This window comes from Brevibacillus sp. YAE8 (assembly GCF_057543335.1).
On sequence record NZ_BAAIYG010000022.1, the window covers coordinates 38,105 to 54,089 of the forward strand.

The following is a 15,985-nucleotide window of genomic DNA, read 5'->3' on the forward strand; positions in this document are numbered from 1 at the left end:
AGATTGGGGTGAAGAGGCATTGGCAAAGTCAGATGTACTACTCAGCGTGCAAGATTTGGCCGTTTATTTTTATTCGTCCGGGGTCGTGAAGGCGGTAAACGGTGTGAGCTTTGACTTGAAGCAGGGGGAGACGATCGGGATTGTCGGAGAATCAGGCTCAGGCAAGAGCGTCACCTCGACCGCCATTCTCGGGCTGATTCCGTCTCCCCCTGGAAAAATCGAACGAGGCAGCATTTTGTTTGAGGGGAAAGAGTTGACGAAGCTTTCTCAGGCGGAAATGCGGAAGATTCGCGGAAATGAAATTTCGATGATTTTTCAGGACCCGATGACCTCCCTCAACCCGGTTTTTACCGTGGGGAATCAGATTATGGAAGTGATTCGCCTGCACCAGCAGCTCGACAAAAAAGCCGCCCGTGAGCGCGCCATCGAGATGCTGAAGCTGGTCGGGATCCCGGAGCCGGAAAAGCGTCTGGAGCAGTACCCGCACGAGTTTTCCGGAGGGATGCGCCAGCGCGTCATGATCGCGATTGCGCTGGCCTGCAATCCGAAGCTGTTGATTGCGGACGAGCCGACAACCGCTTTGGACGTGACGGTACAAGCGCAAATTTTGGATTTGATGAAAAAGCTGCAAGACGATTTGCAAACCTCGATCATCATGATTACGCATGACCTGGGCGTCGTGTGGGAGAGCTGCCAAAAAGTTCTCGTCATGTACGCCGGAAACACCGTGGAATACGCGACGGTGGAAGATTTGTACCAAAATCCGCTTCATCCTTATACGTGGGGATTGCTCGATTCGCAAATCAAGTCAGACACCGCAGGCAAGCTGCCATCTATTCCGGGCAATCCTCCTGATCTGCGCGAAGATATCGCGGGCTGCTATTTTGCTCCCCGCTGTCCATATGCCAAAGACAAATGCTTGAGCGAAAGACCGCCGCTGGTAGAAGCAGGCCCGAACCATTTGGTGGCGTGCCATTTCCAGACAGCAGACGAACGTCTCGAACGGAAGGGGGGAGCCGCACATGAGTGAGGCGATTATCCAGATCAACCAGTTGAAAAAGTATTTTCCCGTGAAGGACCAGTCGCTGTTCGCCAAGTCTTCCAAGGTCGTCAAGGCGGTCGATGACGTCAGCTTCGAGGTCAGACGGGGAGAGACGCTCGGCATCGTCGGCGAATCCGGGTGCGGCAAGTCGACGCTGGCCCGGCTGGTGATGCAGTTGATTCGCCCGACAGAAGGCTCGGTCATCTTAAACGGCCAGGATTTGGCCAAGCTGTCGGACAAGGAAATGAAAAAGGCGCGCAAGTCGATCCAGATGATTTTCCAAAACCCGTACGCGTCGCTCGATCCGCGCAAAACGGTCGAACAGCTCATCATGGAGCCGCTCGTCATCCACCAGGTCGGGACCCACCAGGAGCGGGTGAAAAAGGTGAAGGAGCTGCTCGCCGTCGTCGGCCTGTCTGACTACCATGCGACTCGTTATCCGCATGAGTTTTCCGGGGGACAACGACAGCGGATCAACATCGCGAGAGCGCTGGCGCTCAATCCCGAAGTCGTCATTTGCGACGAATCCGTCTCCGCTCTCGACGTTTCGATTCAGGCGCAGGTCATCAACCTGCTCAAAGAGCTGCAGGCGAGCTTCAACCTCACCTACATTTTCATCTCCCACGACCTGAACGTCGTGCGCTACATCAGCGACCGGATTGCAGTCATGTACTTGGGCCGCGTGGTCGAGATGGGAACGTACGAGGAGATTTACCACAACGCGCAGCATCCGTACACGCGCGCCTTGCTGTCCGCCGTGCCGAAGGAAAGCCCCTTGGTGAAAAAGGAGCGGGTCATCCTGACGGGGGACGTGCCAAGCCCGATGAATCCGCCGTCCGGCTGCCATTTTCACAAGCGCTGCCCGTATGCGACCGACCGCTGCCAGACAGAAGCGCCTGCCCTCGCGCTGTACGAAGGGCAGCATATGGTTTCTTGTCATCTTTTAGGAAATCTATCATAATGAAAAGGGGACTTGCTTTATGTCTTTCAAGCATGTAATCGAGATGTACGATCTCATGGATAGCGCTTACGTTACAGGAGACGACCTGAAGCGGTATTTTGAGCAAAGAGGTTTTCGCGACGTAGAAATGTCTACGGTCCATGGACAAAAAGGAAAAACCGACTTCGTCAAAGTATTGATAAAAGGAAAGAACGGCAAAAGCAGCGGCGGCACAGCGCCGACACTGGGCGTCATTGGCCGCCTGGGCGGGATCGGTGCGCGTCCCGAGCAAATCGGCTTCGTATCCGATGGCGACGGCGCTCTCGCGTGCATGGCGGCAGCGGCCAAGCTGGCGGAGATGCAGCAGCGCGGGGACGTTTTGGCGGGCGATATCCTGCTCACCACGCACATTTGCCCGGATGCGCCGACGTTGCCGCACGACCCTGTGCCGTTCATGAACTCTCCTGTCGACATGCAAATCATGAATGCGAACGAAGTGGCGGCGGAGATGGACGCGATTTTGTCCATCGACACGACAAAAGGAAACATGATTCTCAACCATACAGGCTATGCCATTACCCCGACGGTCAAGGAAGGGTACATCTTGCGCATCAGCAACGATCTGTTGGAAGTGATGAAGCAGACGTCCGGCAACATGCCCGTGACGCTGCCGATCACGGTGCAGGACATTACGCCGTACGGCAACAATCTGCATCATATCAACAGCATCATGCAGCCGTGCGTGGTCACGGACAGCCCGGTTGTCGGCATCGCGCTGACGACGCAGGTGCCAGTGGCAGGCTGCGCGACAGGAGCGACTCATCTCGTGCACGTCGAGCAGGTGGTGCGCTTCGTGATCGAGGTAGCCAAGCTGTTTGGCGTTGGCAAATGCGCGTTTTACGACGAAACTGAGTTTGCGCGCCTGACGTCGCTGTACGGCTCGATGAAGCATCTGCTCACATTGGATGGCAAGGTGAGCGGATCATGAGCGCTGCGATCAAAGCGTTAAAAGACCAGGTCATCGCCGCTGTCGAAGAGAACAAGGACGAGCTGATCGAGCTGTGTTGCCGCCTGATTCAGTTCCCGAGCGAAAACCCGCCGGGCGACTCTGGCCCGATCAGCCGCTATATTACCGAATATCTGGAGCGTTTTGGCATCGCGACAGACTGGCACGAAGCAGGGCCGAACATGTACAACCTCATTTCCCGAATCGGCAATCGGGAGAGCGGCAAAAAGCTGATCTACTGCGGGCATACCGACGTGGTGCCTGCGGGCGACCTCTCCAAGTGGGAGTTTGCCCCGTTCAGCGGAGAAGTCAAAGACGGCTGGATTTTGGGCCGTGGCGCCTCCGACATGAAAGGCGGCCTGGCTGGGCTGATTTTTGCCGCGACGATTTTGCAGCGACTGGGGATCGAACTGCCGGGACAACTGATTTTGGCGATCGTGCCCGATGAGGAGACAGGCGGCGCGCTGGGCGTACCGTGGATTTTGGAGCGCAAGCTGGTCGAAGGCGACGGCTGCCTGATTGCCGAGCCGTCCTCGCCGCACAATCCGACTTTGGGGCAAAAGGGCTCCTGCTGGTTCCAGCTTACGGTCAAAGGCAAACCGGCACATGGCAGCCTGGGTCCGATTGCCGGAAAAAACGCGATCATGGACGCGATTCGCGCAATCGAACGGATTCGTACCGTCTGGGATTATCCCGTCGTCATTCCGGATGAAGTCAAGGAACTGGTGAAGGTGTCCAAGGAGTACATGCTCGGCACCGAGCGGGAACCGTACCAGGACGTGCTGGAGCGCGTCTCTTGCAACATCGGGACGATTGAGGGCGGGACAAAAGCGAATGTCGTGCCGGACACTTGCACGGTAGAAGTGGACTGCCGCCTGCCGTTCGGCGTGACGCGAGCGGAAGTCATGGGCTACATCACCAGCCAGTTGGACGAGCTGGACATCGACTATGAAATCGTGCCGATGGGAACGCAAAGCCACGCCAACTACACCTCGCCTGACGACCCGGTCTGCCGGGCGATTGTCGACAACATCACGTACGTGACAGGCGAGCACGCTTTTGGCGTTCAGCAGTGGGCGAGCAGCGATGCCCGACATTTCCGCGCGTACGACATTCCGGTCCTGCAATACGGTCCGGCGTACTTGCCGAGCATCCATAATTTCAACGAAAAAGTGCTGGTGGAGGATGTCATCCGCTGCGCGAAGGTGTACGTAGCGGCTGCCATCGACTTTTTGTACGAGCAAAACTGATGAAAAGCTTTCGCTTGCGAGACAAGTAATCGTGAATAAGGGGAGTCGTCGTGTTAAAAACGTTGGATCAATCACTCAAATTGTTACAGCTTTTCACGAAAGAAAAACCGGAGTGGGGAGCCAGGGAACTCGCCAAGGAAGTCGGTTTGAATCACGCCAATGTATTCCGCGTATTGTCTACGTTCGAAGCCAATCGCTTTCTGGAAAAAGATCCCAAGACCAAAAAATACTCATTAGGCATTCGCTTGTGGGAGCTTGGACTGACAATGAGAGAGTCGTTCCATGTATCACGACTGATTCGGCCTATTTTGCAACGAATGATGGAAGAGTCGGGAGAATCCATTTTCCTGACTTGCCTGGACGAAGATGAGGCACTGACCCTCGATGCGCTGGAGCCGGACAACGTCGTGAAATACTCCGTGTCCGTCGGCAGCCGGGCGCCGCTGTTCGTGGGGGCCTCGTATCGCTCGATCATGGCCTACTTGCCGCAGGAGCAAATCGAGCGAATCATTTTGCAGGGCCTGCGGCAGTACACGAAAAATACGATTGCCGATCCGGACAAACTGCGCGAGGAGCTTGTGCATATTCGCGAAAACGGCTGGGCGATCAGCTCGGGCGAATACACGCCGGACGTTTTGGCCATCGCTTGTCCGCTGTTCCATTACGACGGGCATGTGATGGGCTCGTTGACGATCTCCGGCCCGATTTACCGGATGAGCGAGGAGAAAAAAGCAAAGTGCATGGACATCCTGATGCGGGGCAAACAGGAAATCGACGAGATTGTCCAAAACTACCGAGTGGATCTTTCCCGCTACTATTTGTTTGGCTAGAGCAAGAGCAAAAGCTGTCGCAGATCAACCGCGATCTGTCGGCAGCTTTTTTTGCTCTGGCGGACAGTTGCGGGCAGGGCAAGGCCGTTTGTTTGCGGCAGCGTGCGAAAACATGGCCGAAGAGTGGAGGCGCAGCCCCCATCCATTCAACAGCGGGAGGCGCCAGGACTACAGGGACGCGACCTCCAGGCGAAAGCAGGTCGTCTTGTTCCGCCCTGTAGCTTTGGAGTGGTACAATGCCTGATCGGCACAGGTGATGATGTCGACCGCCCAGGTGCCGTGCAGCGGATAGCTGGCAATCCCCAGCGAGATCGTTACAGGCTGTCCGGTCGGATTGTCCATCGCTTCCACAGTCTGGCGCAAGCGCTCCGCGATCTGATAGGCAAACAGGTGGCGGCGTCCTTGCAGCAAAATCCCGAACTCTTCTCCCCCGTACCGGAAGCAGAAGTCATCCTCCCGGGTGGAAGCCTGCATCGTCCGGGCGACCAGCTTCAACACCTCATCTCCCGTGAGATGGCCGAAGTCGTCATTGATTTTTTTGAACCGATCCACATCGAGCAAAATGAGCGAAAACGGAATCTCGCTTTGCATCGTGTGCTGCAGGTAGGCATCGAACGTTTTGCGGTTGGCGAGCCCTGTCAGCCCGTCTGTCTCCACTTCGCTTTGCAGTTGCCGCAGTCGACGGTTCATCTGGCGGATTGCCAGACGCGTGCTTTGATACAGCTTTTGAATCTCGTAAATTTTGGAGGTGGTGGTAATGACGGCAGGGCTGTCGATGTGGCCGCTTTCATCGGAAAGATGGGCCAGTCTGGACAGCGCGGTACTTATATTTTTCGCGATCAGCCAGACGATGCCGAGCGTCAGCAGCAAAAAAGGCAGGGAGGTGACGAGCAGGTTGTTGAGCAACTTGCGGTTCGACTCGTCAATGACAGAGGTGGGCGTCTGGGAGACGATGACCCAGCCGCTGACGCTCTCGACCGTGAATCCGGCAAAAAACGATTGGCCCTTGCTGTTGACGATCTGCCTGTAGCCGCTGTTGCCTGCGAGAGCCTGATGGATCGCAGGGTTCATCCGGACGGTTTCGCCCAGCCGTTTGGTGTCGGGGTGGAAAATCAGCCGCCCTTGCTGGTCGACGACATACACGTAAGACCCGTCGCGGTAAAAGTGCTCCTTGAGGATGCGGTTGAGGACATTGGAATCCTCGAGGTAAATCGTTCCGCCTGCAAAGCCTTTGTACACGCCCCGGGAATCAAAAATCGGGGAGGAAATCAGCAAAATGAGCCTTCCCGATACGCCATGGTACGGCTCTGAGATCAGCGGCTTTTTGGTGGACAGGGCGAGTCGGGCGGCATGGGAGGTCAGCAAGGTGCCTGCCGTGACACCTGATGCGGCCGGGCTGACCGCCTGGATGTGGCCAGTCGCATCTGCTATGAGCAGCGAGTGGAAATACTGCCGATTGGCCATGTACCACGCTTGCAGGTCGGTGTTTTTGAGCGGCTTGTCGCCAGCTTGTTTGGCAATCGCGTCGATGTTGTTTTGCAGCGCCGTCAATATGTCTGTTGTATTTTTCGCCAGCTTTTTGGCGTAATGATAGTTGTTTTCCAAATAGTTGCTGGAGAGTGAGGTTCGGTTGACATGAAGAGAAGAAATGACCTCAATCAAGATCGTTGCGAGCACAGAAAAAACAACAAGCATTTCCAAAATAAAGCGAAGCGTATAGGTTCTTCTTTTCTTCATCCAAACCCCTTCTTGCTGGCAGACTGTAGCGATCTGCTCGCGTGCCGGATTCCCTGTCCTTTGCACGCGAGCAGGCGTTTGTATTCTATACCCGGAATAAGCGAAGTCTAATCCCGTTCTTGCGCGAGAAAAGCACATTCCGCTTCCGCAAAAACAGGCTGCCCAACGCCTGGACAGCCTGCTTGTCGCTTTTATTTTTGAAAAGGGGCGTCTAGCCGTTGAGAAAGCTCAAGGCGACACCGATGGAGTACGGAATCAGCCAAAGAATCCAGACAAACAGGCTGAATTTGTGAAACTGCTTACGCTGGCTGTCTTGCTTTTTCCACAGGACGAAGCCTGCCCAGGCGGTGTGCAAAAACATCAGGATGAGCGCAGCTAATCCGGTGATGCCGTGCAAATTCAAAGGGGCGCCGTCAGCCAAAAGCTTCATGAAGGCCGTCCCGACCGTGTCGAACACAAGTCCCAGACAGAAAAAGGCGAAGTGCCCCCAGGCAAGCTCCCTGGAGCGGCGTTCCGCCCAGACGCCGATCGTGTACGTAACCAGTGCCAGATTGATGAAGAGTACAGCCCATACCAGCAAAAAATCATCTCCCATTCGCTTCGTGATTGTCTACAAGAAGGAGTGTAGTAGAAGAAGATGAACAAGAGATGAACAGCGGGCGAGAACGATGTTGCGCTTATCAGGCGGGGCGGTTTTTTCGCAGCAGCAGCCAAATAATCGGCGGAGGTGGCGGCAGACTTCCGCGCTTTTGTCCAAAAGCGGTACGGCTGTGGCGAGAGAGCTTGGCAAGCGGCTGCCCGTCACGAGAGCAGGAATCAGCAAAAGCCAGCGCGTATTATTATTCCATCAAGCTCGAAGGGAGCCTTATGAGATGAAGCCAATTCGCTATGAGCGCAGAACATATACGCCAGGACCGACGCCGATCGAGCGTCTGGACAGGCTGTCGCAGGAGCTGGGCGGACCGACGATTTCGGTCAAGCGCGACGATTTGCTCGGCTTGACCGCTGGCGGCAACAAGACGCGCAAGCTGGAATATTTGGTCGCCGACGCGATCAGGCAGGGAGCGGACACGCTGATTACGTGCGGAGCCGTCCAATCGAACCATTGCCGCCTGACATTGGCCGCGGCGGTTCGCGAAGGATTGCGCTGCCAGCTTGTTTTGTCCGCGCCCGAGACAGGCGATTACAATCCGCAGGCGAGCGGAAACCACCTGCTGTTCCATTTGCTGGGCGCTGAAAAAATCGAAGTCGTTCCCGCAGACAAAGATTTGCTGGCAGAGATGGACGTGCTCGCCGAAAGCTTGCGAAAAGCGGGGAGAAAGCCGTACCTGATTCCGGTTGGCGGCTCCAACGAGGTCGGCTCGCTCGGCTACATGGCGTGCGCGGAGGAAATCGAGCAGCAGGCGTGGGAGAGCTGCACGCCATACGATTACGTCGTGACGGCGACAGGCAGCGGCGGGACGCAGGCAGGGCTGATTGTCGGGTTCGCAGCGAGGCAGTCTGGCACGAAGGTGATTGGCGTCAACGTCAGCCGCGACCGTGCCGCCCAAGAGGCGAAGGTGCTGGAGCTTTTGCAGCGCACAGCCGCGACCGTCGGCCTCACGGGGCAGATTCAGCCGGAGTGGGTGCAGTGCGAGGACAGGTTTGTCGGGCCAGGCTACGCGATTCCGACAGAGGAAATGGTCGAGGCTGTACAGCTTGTCGCCCGGACGGAAGGGATTTTGCTCGACCCGGTCTACACGGGCAAAGCGATGGCCGGCCTGATCGGGCTTGTCCGCGAAGGGCGCTTTGGCCGGGACGATCACGTGCTGTTCCTGCACACAGGCGGCTCTCCCGCGCTGTACACGGCGCCGGAGCTGTTTTTGCCGAAGAAGTGAACGCTTTGCCTGTTGCCTTGACGGCCTGGCTAGGTTGATTTCAGAGCAAGAAAAGGAGAGAGAACCATGCCCGATGTAGTTGCCTGCGGCGAGTTGTTGATTGATTTCACGCCGATGCCCCATCCCGAGCCGGGAAAAGCGGCATATGAGCAAAATCCAGGCGGGGCGGTGGCAAACGTGCTTGCTGCCTTGTCCCGCTTTCACAAAAAGACGGCGTTTCTCGGCGCAGTCGGAAATGACCCGTTCGGCCGCTTTCTCCGGCAGACGCTGGTCGAGCTGGGGATTGGAACGGACGGGCTTGTTCTGACCGAGGCGGCCCCGACCACGCTTGCCTTTGTGCATATTGACGGCAGCGGGGAGCGCTCGTTTTCGTTTTACCGGAGTCCGGGAGCCGATACGCAACTGCGCGAGGAGGATATTGACGAGGGGACGATCGCCCAAGCGCGGCTGTTTCACTTCGGCTCGCTGTCCTTGACGCATGAGCCGGCGCGGTCGGCGACCTGGAAGGCGGTGGAGATCGCCAGGCGGCACAAGCGATTGGTATCGTTTGATCCGAACATCAGGGAGAGCTTGTGGCCGAGCATGGAAGAAGCGAAGGCAATGGCGCTCCGCGGCATTCGCCAGGCCGACGTGGTCAAGCTGTCGGAGGAGGAGCTGGCTCTGCTCGCGCCGATGGCCGACTTGGCGGAGGCGGCACAATGGCTGCTCGCGGAATGCGGCAATCAGGCCATTTTTGTCACGCTGGGCAAACAAGGCTGCTATTACCGAACGCGCGAGCACGCGGGGATCGTGCCGGGCTTCGCGGTAAAGACGGTAGATACGACCGGAGCGGGAGACGCCTTTTGGGGCGGCCTGCTCAGCCAATTGCTGGATGCGGCTGAACCGTTGGCCGCCATGACGGATGCGAGGCTAAGGGACATGGTCCGCTTTGCCAACGCCGCAGGTGCGCTTACGACGACGCGGACGGGCGCGATTCCCGCGCTGCCTGTTTTGGCAGAGGTAGAACGTTTTTTGCAACAAGCAAAATAGTGGCTCGGCCGTCCAGCCGTCTTCCTGGAAACAGGGAGACGGCTTTTTGGCGAGGGGATCGGCTTTTTTCGGGAAAAAATCCCGGTGAGCTTCATAAAAGGAAATGAAACCGTTTGCGGCCGATAAAACGGTCATGAATGTTTTGTGAATTTTGCTATACTATTCTTAATTCAAGACTCGAATACAGAAGTGGGGATGGACCATGATTTTCCTCGAAGTCATCTTGCCTGTTTTGCTCATTTTTTTATCGGGGTACATTCTCCAACGCAAGTTTCAAATGGATTTGAAGCCGATTTCTTCGCTGGCGATTTACATTTTGACTACGGCGCTTGTCTTTCGCACGTTTTACAAGACAGAGCTTGATCTGCAATTGTTTTACATCGTCATCATCTCGTTATTGCTGCTGGGCGCGCTGATCGTGCTCACGCAGTTGACGGCGCGGCTGTTTAGGTACGACAAGTCGCAGGAGAGCGCCCTGATGCTCTCCACCGCCTTCATGAACAGCGGGAACTACGGAACGCCGATCATTTTGTTCGCATACGGGGATGCCGGGTTCACGTACGCGGTCCAGATCATGGTGTTTCACTCGATCATCATGGGGGTGTTCGGCGTCTACTTCGCTTCGCGCGGCGGGGGTGGCGTGGGCACGGCGATTCGGGCGATTTTCAAGCAGCCTTCCAACTACGCGGTCGTCCTGGCGATTTTATTGCAGCAGCTCAACATCGTCATTCCCGAGAGCTACTATCAGGCGATCGACCTCGTGGCGCAGGCGGCGATTCCGGTCGTCATGCTCATCCTGGGGATGCAGCTTGCCAACGTGTCGTCCAAAGCGCTGGAGTGGCAAGGGCTCAGCGCCGCCAGCGTAATTCGGCTGATCGCTTCGCCTGTCCTGGCCTATGTGATCTGCCTGTTTTTCCCGATTGACCCGCTGCTGCAAAAGGTGCTGGTCATCCTCGCCGCGATGCCTTCTGCGGCGACTACGGCGATTTACGCCATCCAGTTCAACATGCGCCCGCAATTCGTTTCCAGCAGCGTGCTGGTTACGACGCTTTTCAGCGTAGGGACGCTGACGATTTTGTTAAACATTTTGCATTAATCGATGCATGTGCCAAGGCAATCATTCGTGGCGAAAAGGTTGCCAAGGCCATGCTTTTTTCTTTATGATGAGAACAAGAATCGTTTTCAGCAAAGAATAAATATTAATAACAGGGAGATTGCCATGCATTCCACATCCATACATTCCATCTACGACAGTTACATTGACGCGCTGCCGAACGTTCGGCTCGATGACATCGGCACAGAGTTGGCGGGGGATGAGTTGTCCGGCTGGAACGGATACATCAACAGAATGATGCCTCGCCCTGGTTTGGAGATTGTCGATTCCTTTCACCGTTTTCCGGATGACCACGCCATGCATTTTCGCTCGGAGGCGGCCATGGTCGAGCTGAGCTTTTGCCTCCAAGGGACGGGAGAGGTGGCTGTCTCGGGCAGTTCCCAGCACGACCTGGTGCCGGACAGTTGCTCGCTGCAATTGATGCGCGACTTTCAGGCGGATTTTTGCTATTTGGCCGAAGCGCCGTTTCGTTCGGTGGCGATCGGCATCTCGGTGGAGCTGTTCAACGAATGGCTCGCGCAGATGGACGAAGGGACGCCCTATACATTTGAGGGGCTGCTCGGCGGCCGTTCTTTCCGGATGTTTCGCATGCCGCTACGGCCGGATATGACGATGCGGCTTCGGCAGTTGATCGCGCCGCCAGCATCCCAGCCCAAACTGCGCAAGCTGCATGCGGAAGGCAAGACGCTGGAGATCGCCGCGCATGCGTTCGACACTTTGTTGTTCGGGCGGGAACCGGAGGGCAACAAGCCCGTCATGTCGCGCAGCGACCGGGAGAAGATTCACAACGCCAGGGAAATTTTGCTCGCGCACATGGAGGCGCCGCCTTCTCTGGTCGAGCTGGCGCGCATGGCCCAACTGAACGAATACAAGCTGAAAGTCGGGTTCAAAGAGGAGTTCGGCACGAGCGTGTTCGCCTATTTGCGGGAAAAGCGGCTGGAAAAAGCGCTGGAGCTGCTGCGCGCAGGCGAGCTGAACGTCAGCCAGGTGGCGCTGACTGTGGGCTTTTCCAACTTCAGCCACTTTTCCGAGGCGTTCCGCAAGCAGTACGGGCTTAACCCGTCCGACGTGAAGCGGGGAAGGCACGTGCTGCCGTATGCATCAGGCGGGAGATAATTCTCCCGCTTTTTTTACTGAATCGGAAAGGATCAAACTTCGAGAGCAAACTACCCGATTCAGCGAGAACAACCTTCCGCCGAAACGCAGTCGCTCGTCATTGGGGAGGCTTCGCTACAGGTTTTCTTATCCCGCCAACCGTATTTTTCGCCATCATCGGGTAGTTGCAAACGGCTTGCAAGAGTACGATCAAGCATAGTTGTTTGAGAATCATTATCACAATGGTTGGGGATGACGGAACGTATGGCAAACAGAAAGAACGGCTGGATCGCAGGACTGCTCGGTCTGGCATTGCTCGTAGGCGGCTGCAGCCAAGCGGCGGAAAACAACGGTCAAGCAGGACAAACAGGCCAGGCGGACAAGCCGGCGGCGCAAGCGCCAAAGACACGGACGGTCAAGGACGCGGCCGGAGAGGTGACGATCCCGGCCAACCCGCTGCGAATCGCGGACGTGTCCGGGGCGACAGAGGAGCTGTTGGCGCTTGGAATTCGCCCGGTGCTGACGGGGAACAGCCAGTATCAGAGCCCGACAGAGCTGACGCCGATCCTGCAAAAAGAGCTGGGTACAGACGTCGCCGTAGCGGGCTGGTTTCAAAACGAAGTAAGCGTCGAGGCGATTGCGGCGGCGAATCCGGACCTGATTTTCGCCGGGCCGAGCCAAAACAAGATATACGAACAACTGAACAAAATCGCCCCGACTGTGCGCGTGCCCTACGGCTTCAACGCGTTTCGCGAACGGTTTGACTTCATCGCGGAAACGTTGGGGAAAAAGCCGCAAATGGAGGAATGGCTAAAGGCGTATGACGACCGGGCGAAGGAGTTGCACGACCAGATCGCGGCGGCGACGGGCGAGGAAACGTTTGCGGTCATCGAAGCCACCCAGAAGGGCATTCGCATCTACGCGAAAACGGGGCTGGCGGACATGATCTACACCGACCTGAAGCTGCCGAAAGCGGCCGGGATTCCCGATCCGGACCCGTGGGGCGGCAAGGAGACGAGCCTGGAGGGGCTGTCGACGCTCGACCCTGACCACATCGTGCTGCTCGCCGATTCCGAGCAAAACGTGCTGGAAGACACGGCGATCTGGAGCAATATGCGCGCGAACAAAAACGGCAAGGTGTACCGCGTAACCACGAAGCAAAACTACGACGAAGCGTTTTTCGCGCTCGGGAAAAAGGCGATGATCGAGCAGATAGCTGCGGACATTTTGCAGAAAAATCAAAAGTAGGGCATTGGTAATTAAGGCAGGGGAAATAGCCCCTCCTTATTTTTTTAGAGCAGAGAAACGCACGTGGGCCTGAATTTTCCGAGAAACAAATTGCGCAAACGCTCGTCTATTATGTAAGGAAAGTTTGGAAGTAAATGTAATCAGGAGGAAACGTGAAGAAAATCGTATGGTTACACCTGCTAGTAGCACTGATCGCAGGCGGCTGTTCCCATCCAAATGCCGCCGACCTGAATCATTCTCCCCAGGCACAAAGCGAAGCTGTACAACCGCACGCTGATGCGCAAAAGGGTCCGTCGCTTCCCAAGCCGCTTGAACAGGAGACTGTTTTTTCGCCACAAAAACAAGCGGAAATCGCAAGCGACATGACCAAAAAGGAAGTTCTGACGAAGTTGCTGAATACGGTTGATTATTTTGAGACAGCGGTCGGCAAGTTTGAGCTCTTGCGAAAAGGGAAAAAGTCGCTTGTTGAGTATCAGCTCAGCCTGAGCGAAATGGAGGGAGGATACAGTAAAGTCACTGACTATGATGCCGATTCCAAGCCTTCAAGAGTATGGCTGACTTATTACAAAAACGGTACGTTATGGCGTACGGAAGACGGTTCCTCGGCAACATTGGACGCAAAGAAGTACAAATTCAACCGCTCGGGAGCGACGCTTATTCCTGAAGAAGCTTTCCGTACCGATTCTCAGGGAATGACAGTGACAACCTACCGTGAGCGACCTCCCATTGGCATCGCGCAAAGCTCCTTGTTTCCATATGAAATCGCCTCAAACTTTACGCGCGACTACAACGACTGGGAGATTGAAAAACAGGATGAACGGTTGCTAGATCACCATACGATCGTTTTAACAGGCAAGATTAAGAATAGCGACAAACATGGCGCGCAGACCTTTCGCTTTTGGGTCGACAAAGATTCGGGGATTCTCGCTAAATACGAATTATACGATGGAAACAGCAACGTTGTTAGCTATTTGAAACCAGTAGAACTTCACGTGAACGTCCCGGTTGAAACGAAAATGTTTGAGCCTCCCCATCAAAATAAAAAATAAACACATGAGGTCGCTGGCGGCGCATTCAGGGTGTACCATCTCCAACGCTCGCCTTGGCCAAGCCCCAGCCAGGGCGGGCGAAACTCGCTATGGGATGGGAGGCGGAGAGGAAGCCGCGTCCGGCCTGTTTGATTCGTTGCAATTTTTTGCATCTTATTATCGCTTTGTGATCGCAAATATCATAAATCTATCAGATCGCTGCTATTTTTCCCGACTCTCTTTTGTATTATCGTGGGGACAAAGGGGAGAGAACCATCATGGAGAAAATAAACATCGCGCAACAGTTTTCATTGTTACAGGAGTCTTGGAGCTCAATGGTCGTGGGCGAGTTGAACGATTCGGCGATCAAGCTGGAGCAGCTTTCGGGAGAGTATCCCTGGCAACAAAACGACCAGCAGGACGAGATGCTTCTGGTCGTCAACGGAAGATTGCTGATGATGTCCCATGAGCGCAATATTTGGATCGAGGCGGGAGAGCTGCTGGTTGTGCCAAAAGGAATGGCGTACAAGCTGTTCGTCCCGAACGGGGTATGCCACCTGCTGACGATCGAGCCAAAAAAGCTGGCGGCACTCAAGCGCTGTTCATGAGTTCCTCGCAAGCGAAAGAGCACGGACGTTCATACTTCAGGCAAAACAAAAAGGAACGAGCATAGCTGTCGTTGTCAGGCGCTTTCGGAAGCCGAAGATGATGGCGGCTTTTCTGTATAGGGAAAAAAGGGTTGACTTTCCGGCAGTTTGGTATGTAATTAAATACGGATAGCTGCAACTCTTTTTTGAGGTGATGAACGTTGGAAGACGGCGTCTATGTCCTTATCAAAAAAGGCGATCCGGAGCTTGTGCAAAAGCGCCAGTTCCTGCGCAGGGACGAGTACACGATTGGACGGCGAGGGAGCCAGCTTGCACCTGACATCGCTTTTTCCAGCCCATATGTATCGAGAAGACATGCCGTGATTCGCAAAATCGGCAATCGCTATACAATATCCGACCTGGAGAGCAAGCACGGAACAGAGGTGAACGGGACACCGATCCGCCAAACGCCGCAGCCGCTGTTTCACGGCGATCTCATCAGTCTCGCCAAAGGAGTCGTCGAGCTGGTCTTTTTTGCGGAAGGCAGCGAGCTGGATGTCACCAGAGAATTTTCTTTTCCGCTGCTGCAGTCAACCGTTCCGGTTGCCGTGTCCTCCGGTCTGGTCATCAATCTGGAGCGTCGGGAAATCCGGCTGGACGGCGCGCGGATTCCTTTGACGGGAAAAGATATGGACTTGCTTACGCTTTTGTATCAACGGGCCAATCAGGCCGTCAGCTATGAGGAAATCATGGTGTCGATCTGGCCGGAGCGAATGGTTCACGCCGAAACCAGCGTCCCGGATGTCGGGCGCGCCGAAATCAATGCGCTTGTCTACCGTTTGCGCAAGCGGCTGGGCAAGTACGGGAAAAAAATAACGACCATTCCCCGATTCGGCTACATGTGGGAAGAGTGAAAAAGGGAGACGAGCCAGCGGTCTTCCTTTTTGTACAGATAAGAAGGGATAAGATTCTTGTCCAGTATAAGGGCAACTAAGGCTGCACCAAAGGCTTGGCGCAGCCAAGTTTTGTAAATGGCTGAAAATGGGAGCGGCTGTTTTGGCTAATCTGGCTAATTTGGCTGTACGCGAAACACGGCTGCGCCAAAAAACGGGGCCAGCAAATGAACGAGCGGCCTGCGAAGAGAATTGTCTGACACTTAACATCTGTTTGTGAGCAAAATATCATCGTTTCATCAGCTTTCT

General features: G+C 55.4%; 15 protein-coding genes. 13 read left to right on the top strand and 2 right to left on the bottom strand.

All coding sequences use genetic code 11. The annotated features are described in order from the left end of the window. Positions 1-19: 19 nt before the first annotated feature. Genes AC27IT_RS20635 through AC27IT_RS20655 form a run of 5 tightly spaced genes read left to right on the top strand, consistent with a single transcriptional unit; the run spans position 20 to position 5,068 of the window. Positions 20-1,030, top strand: coding sequence for an ABC transporter ATP-binding protein (locus AC27IT_RS20635; RefSeq protein WP_026558134.1), 1,011 nt, complete (start codon positions 20-22; stop codon positions 1,028-1,030). Beyond that, positions 1,023-2,003 (top strand): ABC transporter ATP-binding protein, encoded by a 981-nt coding sequence (locus AC27IT_RS20640; protein ID WP_005832598.1) that lies wholly within the window; start codon positions 1,023-1,025, stop codon positions 2,001-2,003. Before AC27IT_RS20635 ends, AC27IT_RS20640 begins: the two co-directional genes overlap by 8 nt. A gap of 19 nt (positions 2,004-2,022) precedes the next feature. Next, positions 2,023-2,970, top strand: a complete 948-nt coding sequence (locus tag AC27IT_RS20645) for a DUF1177 domain-containing protein (protein ID WP_487092072.1) — start codon at positions 2,023-2,025, stop codon at positions 2,968-2,970. After that, positions 2,967-4,238, top strand: a complete 1,272-nt coding sequence (locus AC27IT_RS20650; protein WP_005832594.1) for a M20 family metallopeptidase — start codon at positions 2,967-2,969, stop codon at positions 4,236-4,238. Before AC27IT_RS20645 ends, AC27IT_RS20650 begins: the two co-directional genes overlap by 4 nt. Positions 4,239-4,288: 50 nt before the next feature. Beyond that, positions 4,289-5,068 carry an IclR family transcriptional regulator gene (locus AC27IT_RS20655; protein ID WP_429776114.1) on the top strand — a complete coding sequence of 260 codons (780 nt, stop codon included), beginning with the start codon at positions 4,289-4,291 and terminating at the stop codon, positions 5,066-5,068. 168 nt (positions 5,069-5,236) lie between these two features. Here AC27IT_RS20655 and AC27IT_RS20660 read toward each other — a convergent pair whose 3' ends face one another. Both AC27IT_RS20660 and AC27IT_RS20665 read right to left on the bottom strand, forming a co-directional pair. Then, complete coding sequence (locus AC27IT_RS20660; protein ID WP_429776743.1) at positions 5,237-6,805, bottom strand: sensor domain-containing diguanylate cyclase; 1,569 nt, start codon at positions 6,803-6,805, stop codon at positions 5,237-5,239. A 211-nt stretch (positions 6,806-7,016) separates the two neighbouring features. Beyond that, on the bottom strand, positions 7,017-7,385 hold the full coding sequence (locus tag AC27IT_RS20665) for an HsmA family protein (RefSeq protein WP_007784503.1): 369 nt from the start codon (positions 7,383-7,385) through the stop codon (positions 7,017-7,019). A 292-nt stretch (positions 7,386-7,677) separates the two neighbouring features. Here AC27IT_RS20665 and cuyA point away from each other — a divergent pair, with 292 nt between their 5' ends. The 8 genes from cuyA to AC27IT_RS20705 all read left to right on the top strand — a co-directional run bounded on the left by cuyA (position 7,678) and on the right by AC27IT_RS20705 (position 15,697). Further along, positions 7,678-8,682: a D-cysteate sulfo-lyase gene (gene cuyA / locus AC27IT_RS20670; RefSeq protein WP_283859309.1), complete on the top strand. Its 1,005-nt coding sequence runs from the start codon at positions 7,678-7,680 to the stop codon at positions 8,680-8,682. Positions 8,683-8,748: 66 nt separating this feature from the next. Then, positions 8,749-9,711 carry a carbohydrate kinase family protein gene (locus AC27IT_RS20675; protein ID WP_025849095.1) on the top strand — a complete coding sequence of 321 codons (963 nt, stop codon included), beginning with the start codon at positions 8,749-8,751 and terminating at the stop codon, positions 9,709-9,711. Between the two features lie 202 nt (positions 9,712-9,913). Further along, positions 9,914-10,807: an AEC family transporter gene (locus tag AC27IT_RS20680; RefSeq protein WP_005832580.1), complete on the top strand. Its 894-nt coding sequence runs from the start codon at positions 9,914-9,916 to the stop codon at positions 10,805-10,807. A gap of 123 nt (positions 10,808-10,930) precedes the next feature. After that, entirely contained in the window at positions 10,931-11,941 is a 1,011-nt protein-coding gene (locus AC27IT_RS20685) for a helix-turn-helix transcriptional regulator (RefSeq protein ID WP_197187134.1), read from the top strand. Positions 11,942-12,184: 243 nt separating this feature from the next. Then, positions 12,185-13,168, top strand: coding sequence for an ABC transporter substrate-binding protein (locus AC27IT_RS20690; protein ID WP_283858179.1), 984 nt, complete (start codon positions 12,185-12,187; stop codon positions 13,166-13,168). Positions 13,169-13,320: 152 nt separating this feature from the next. After that, positions 13,321-14,217 carry a LolA-like protein gene (locus AC27IT_RS20695; protein WP_025849093.1) on the top strand — a complete coding sequence of 299 codons (897 nt, stop codon included), beginning with the start codon at positions 13,321-13,323 and terminating at the stop codon, positions 14,215-14,217. Between the two features lie 257 nt (positions 14,218-14,474). Continuing rightward, positions 14,475-14,804: a cupin domain-containing protein gene (locus AC27IT_RS20700; protein WP_007780244.1), complete on the top strand. Its 330-nt coding sequence runs from the start codon at positions 14,475-14,477 to the stop codon at positions 14,802-14,804. A gap of 200 nt (positions 14,805-15,004) precedes the next feature. After that, positions 15,005-15,697, top strand: coding sequence for an FHA domain-containing protein (locus tag AC27IT_RS20705; protein WP_327944475.1), 693 nt, complete (start codon positions 15,005-15,007; stop codon positions 15,695-15,697). Positions 15,698-15,985 lie beyond the last annotated feature (288 nt).